At 76.8% G+C, this 4,738-nt stretch carries 4 protein-coding genes; all 4 read left to right on the top strand.

Annotated features, from left to right (window positions below):
• A partial coding sequence (locus BI06_RS53950; protein WP_043472887.1) for a substrate-binding domain-containing protein occupies positions 1–410 on the top strand: 410 nt, incomplete at its 5' end.
• Between the two features lie 103 nt (positions 411–513).
• Complete coding sequence (locus tag BI06_RS30565) at positions 514–1,761, top strand: styrene monooxygenase/indole monooxygenase family protein (RefSeq protein WP_043472884.1); 1,248 nt, start codon at positions 514–516, stop codon at positions 1,759–1,761.
• 62 nt (positions 1,762–1,823) lie between these two features.
• Positions 1,824–4,115: a PQQ-binding-like beta-propeller repeat protein gene (locus BI06_RS30560; RefSeq protein ID WP_051742160.1), complete on the top strand. Its 2,292-nt coding sequence runs from the start codon at positions 1,824–1,826 to the stop codon at positions 4,113–4,115.
• 2 nt (positions 4,116–4,117) lie between these two features.
• Positions 4,118–4,738, top strand: a 621-nt coding sequence (locus BI06_RS30555; protein ID WP_043472881.1) for a serine/threonine-protein kinase, incomplete at its 3' end; no start/stop codon positions are given.

Below are 4,738 nucleotides of genomic sequence, written 5' to 3'. Positions count from 1 at the left end.
CCCCCCGCCGCGAGGGCTTCCACCACGAGGCCGACCGCCTCGGCCTCTCCCTGGCCCCGGCACCCCCCGCCGGCGGCCTGCGCGCCCTGCTGCGCGGCCCGGACCGGCCGACCGCCCTCGCCGCCGACAACGACCTCGCCGCCCTCGACATCTACGAGGCCGCCCGCGCGGAGGGCCTGCAGGTCGGCCGCGACCTCGCCGTCACCGGCTTCCACGACACCCCCCTCGCCCGCCACCTCCACCCGCCGCTGACCTCGGTGCGGCTCCCGCTGCGGACCATCGCCACGACGGTGGTCGGGCGGCTGCTGGCGCAGTTGCGTTCCGATGCGCCGGTGGGGGCGGAGGGGGTCGAGCTGGCGGCGGAGTTGGTGGTGCGGGAGAGCTCGGCGGGGGCCGCGCCGAGGAGTTGAGGGTGCCCGCCGGTGTCGGCGTTCCGGTGCGGAACCGCACCTCCTCGCATTTGGACTGACGTAGCATCACCTCCTTCGTTCGTCGTCGGCACGGAGGTGCGGGATGCGTCGGGTTGCGATCGTCGGGGCGGGGCAGGCGGGGCTGCAGGTGGCGTTGGGGCTGCTGGCGGCCGGTGGGTACGAGGTGACGGTGGTGTCCGGCCGGACGGCGGGGGAGCTGCGGGCGGGGCCGGTGCTGTCGACACAGGCGATGTTCGGCCCGGCGCTGCGGGTGGAGCGGGCGGCCGGGCTGGACCTGTGGGCGGGGGAGGCGCCGCAGGTGCGGTCGGTGGACGCCGTGCTGGTGCCCGAACCCGGACTGCGGGCACTGGAGTTCACCATGACGCTGGACGAGCCCGCGCAGTCGGTGGACCAGCGGATCAAGATGGCGCGCTGGCTGGAGCTGGTCGAGGAGCGCGGCGGGCGGGTCGAGTACCGGGAGCTGGACCGGGCCGGGCTGGCCGGGTTGGCGGCGGCCCACGAACTGACGCTGGTCGCGGTCGGACGGGGCGAGCTGGCCGGGATCTTCGCGCGCGACGCCGCCCGCTCGCCGTTCGACGCCCCGCAGCGACGGCTGGCGGCGCTGTACGCGCACGGCGTGGGCGCGCCCGATCCGGCGGCCGGACCGCGGGCGCGGATGCACGCGGTGCCCGGGGTGGGGGAGTTGTACCTCCAGCCCGCCCTCACTCGCTCGGGGCCGTGCGACATCCTGCTCTGGGAGGCGGTGCCCGGCAGCGCGTTCGACTGTTTCGGCGACCGTCCGTCCGGCACCGAACAGCTGCACCGGATGCGGGAGTTGATGGCGGAGTACCTGCCCTGGGAGGCGGAGCTGTGGGCGGCGGCCGAGCCGACCGACGCGGGTGCGTCGCTCTACGGCGCGCTGACCCCGGTGGTGCGGCACCCGGTGGCGCGGCCGGACGGCGGGGCGGCGGTGCTGGGGATCGGGGACGCGCTGGTGGTCAACGACCCGATCACCGGCCAGGGCGCCAACAGCGCGGCGCGGGCGGCCGAGACCTATCTGCGGGCGATCGTCGGGCGCGGCGACGGGCCGTTCACCGCGGAGTGGATGACGGAGCTGTTCGAGGCCTTCTGGGAGCGGCACGCCCGCCACGGGGTGGCGCTGACGGCGGACCTGCTGACGATGCCGGAGCACCTCCAGGGGGTGTTCGGCGCGGCCGCCGAGCACGAGCAGGTGGCCCGCCGACTGGCCAACACCTACGCCGAACCCGCCGACCACGCGGCCTGGCTGGCGACGCCGGAGCTGACGGCGGCCTACCTGGCCACCCTCCCGCGGCCGGGGCGAAGCGGCTGATTGGCTGTCATGATCGCGCCGTGGCGCCTAGGGTGTGAAAACTCACGGGGGAGGTGGACACGGTGGAGCAGCTCGGACCGACGGATCCGCGGCGGGCGGGGCCCTATGTGCTGGCCGGCCGGCTGGGGGCCGGTGGTATGGGGGCGGTGTACCTGGGCCGGGCGGCCGGCGGGCGGACCGTCGCGGTGAAGGTGGTGCGTCCGGAGCTGGCGGGGGACGGGTCGTTCCGGGCGCGGTTCCGGCAGGAGGTGGCGGCCGCGCGGCGGGTGTCGGGGGCGTTCACCGCGCCGGTGGTGGACGCCGACACCGAGGCCGCGATGCCGTGGATGGCGACGGCGTTCGTGGCCGGGGTGCCGCTCCAGCGGGCGGTGTCCGCGCACGGCCCGCTGCCGGAGGGGACGCTCCGGACCCTGGTCGCGGGGCTCGCCGAGGCCCTGGGCGAGATCCACCGCGCGGAGCTGATCCACCGGGACCTCAAGCCGGGCAATGTGCTGCTGGCCCTGGACGGCCCGCACGTCATCGACTTCGGCATCTCCCGGGCGGCCGACGACACCGGGCTGACCACCACCGGTTCGGTGATCGGCTCGGCCCCGTTCATGTCGCCCGAGCAGGCGCTCGGCGAGCCGCTGACGCCGGCCAGCGACGTGTTCTCGCTGGGTTCGACCGTCGCCCACGCGGCGCTCGGCCGGCCGCTGTTCGGCGAGGGCGTGGCGGCGGCCGTGCTGTTCCGGGTGGTGAACACCGAGCCGGACCTCGGCGGGCTGCCGGACGGCCTGCGGCACCTGGTGGCGGGCTGTCTGGCGAAGAACCCGGCGCACCGGCCGACGCCGCGTCAGCTGGTCGAACTCGTCGAGCGGACCGGCCGCCCGCAGACCTTCGGCGGCTGGCTCCCGCCGGGGGTGGCCGCGGACGTGCTGGCGGTGCGGCGGCTGCTGACCGCCCCGCAGCCGGGCCCGCACCCCGGCGTCCCCCCGGTCGCCGACGGGCCTGTCCTCCCGGCACCGACCGTCCCGGACGTCCCGGACCTCCCGCCCGCACCCGACGGGCCGGAGCGCCGCCCGCCCCGGCGCGCCCTGCTGCTCGGCCTGGGGATCGGCGGCGGGGTGCTCGCCGCCGGGGGGACCGTCGCCGCCGTCGTCGTCCGGCAGCGCCGGCGGACGCCGTCCGCAGGCGCACCCTCCGGAGGGACGCCCTCCGGCACGGCCCAGGCCGTCGACCGGCCCACGGGGGCGGACGTCAAGGAGGGCGTGCTGTCCTGGAAGACCTCCCCGCCGGAGTCCTGTTCGCAGGCGCTCGCCGCCGGCGAGCTGGTCGTAGGCGTGGGGGAGGGCACCCTGACGGCCTTCGACCGGCACGGCACGGCGGCCTGGACCTTCGACGGCCGGGCGGCCGGTCTGATTCTGGCGACCACCAGGATCCCCGGCCGGCGGGCGGTCCTGGACGGCGGCCTGCTCTACACCGGAGCGACGAGGATGGCCGCCGTCACGGAGGCGGGGCAGCCGGCCGTGTCGACCACCACGGTGCTGCTCGCCGTCGACCCGGCGACCGGCAAGGAGGCCTGGCGGGCCGAGACCGAGGGCTTCCGTACCGTCGGGGTGCTCCAGGTGCTCGGCGTCCGGGCGGGCCGGGCCTACCTGTTCGGGCTCGGCGACGGGACGGGCAAGGCCACCGGCGGCCACGTCTGGGCGGTCGACCTCGCGGCCCGGAGGACCGCGTGGTTCCGCGGCCTCGACGGGTACGCCCTGTTCGGAGCGCTGCCGCCGGAGGGCGACCGGCTGCTCGTCGGCGGGGACAGGACCGTGCAGGGGTTGGACGGCGACGGCCGGACCGCCTGGTCCCGGGACACCGCCCTGGCGGGCTTCGGTGCCGTCGGCGGGCGCTTCCTGACCGTCGTCGACGGCGTGCTGTCGGCCCTGGACGCGTCCACCGGCGAACCGGTCTGGACGGTGCCGGGGGTGCTTCCGACCACCGGCGGCTCCGGGAACGCCGTCGCCGCCTCCGAGGACGGCACGCTGCTGTTCTGCCAGCTGAAGGACACCGACGGCGGCTCCTCGCTCGGCACCCTGGACGCCGCCACCGGCGTGGTCCGCCGGCGCACCCCGCTGCCGCCCGAGTCCGACCGGGGACTGCCGGCGGCCGCCCGGCTCCAGTGCGCCGACGGCAACGTGTACCGGCTCGGCGCGGACGCCGTGCTGTGGGCGCTCGACCCCGCCGACGGCAGGCCGAGGTGGAAGTTCACCGTCCTGCGCGGCACCGACCCGCAGAACCTGTCCTGGACGGCGGGCGGGGGACGGGTCTGCCTCGCGGACCGCTCCGCCGGCACCGTCGCCTCGCTCTTCGCGAACGGAGCCTGACCATGCGCGGACCGGAACCGGGGGACCCGACCAGGATCGGCCCCTACACCGTCCTCGGCCGACTGGGCGCGGGCGGCATGGGCGTGGTGTTCCTCGGCCGCTCGGCCGGCGGGCGCACCGTCGCGGTCAAGCTCGTCCGCCCCGAACTCGCCGGGGACCAGGGCTTCCGGGCCCGGTTCCGGCACGAGGTGCGGGCGGCGCGCGCGGCCTCCTCGGCGTTCACCGCGCCGGTGGTGGACGCCGATCCGGACGGGCCGGTGCCCTGGCTGGCCACCGCCTTCGTGCCGGGGGTCGGCCTGGACGAGGCGGTGCGGCTGGTCGGGGCGTTCCCCGAGCACGTGCTGCGGATCCTGGCGGCCGGGGTCGCCGAGGAACTGCGCGCCATCCACGCAGTCGGGCTCACCCACCGCGACCTCAAGCCGAGCAATGTGCTGCTGGCCCTGGACGGCCCGCACGTCATCGACTTCGGGATCGCGCGGGCCGCCGACGGCAGTGTGATCACCGCCGAGGGCGCGATCTTCGGCACCCCCGCCTACATGTCCCCGGAACAGGCGCTGGGGCGGACGGCGACGCCCGCGAGCGATGTGTTCTCGCTCGGCGCCACGCTGGTGCACGCGGCCTCC

Source organism: Kitasatospora sp. MBT66, from assembly GCF_000710405.2.
Classification (GTDB): Bacteria; Actinomycetota; Actinomycetes; order Streptomycetales; family Streptomycetaceae; genus Kitasatospora; species Kitasatospora purpeofusca.
The sequence above is the reverse complement of the archived record's forward strand: the minus strand, read 5'-3'. Positions and strand labels throughout refer to the sequence as shown.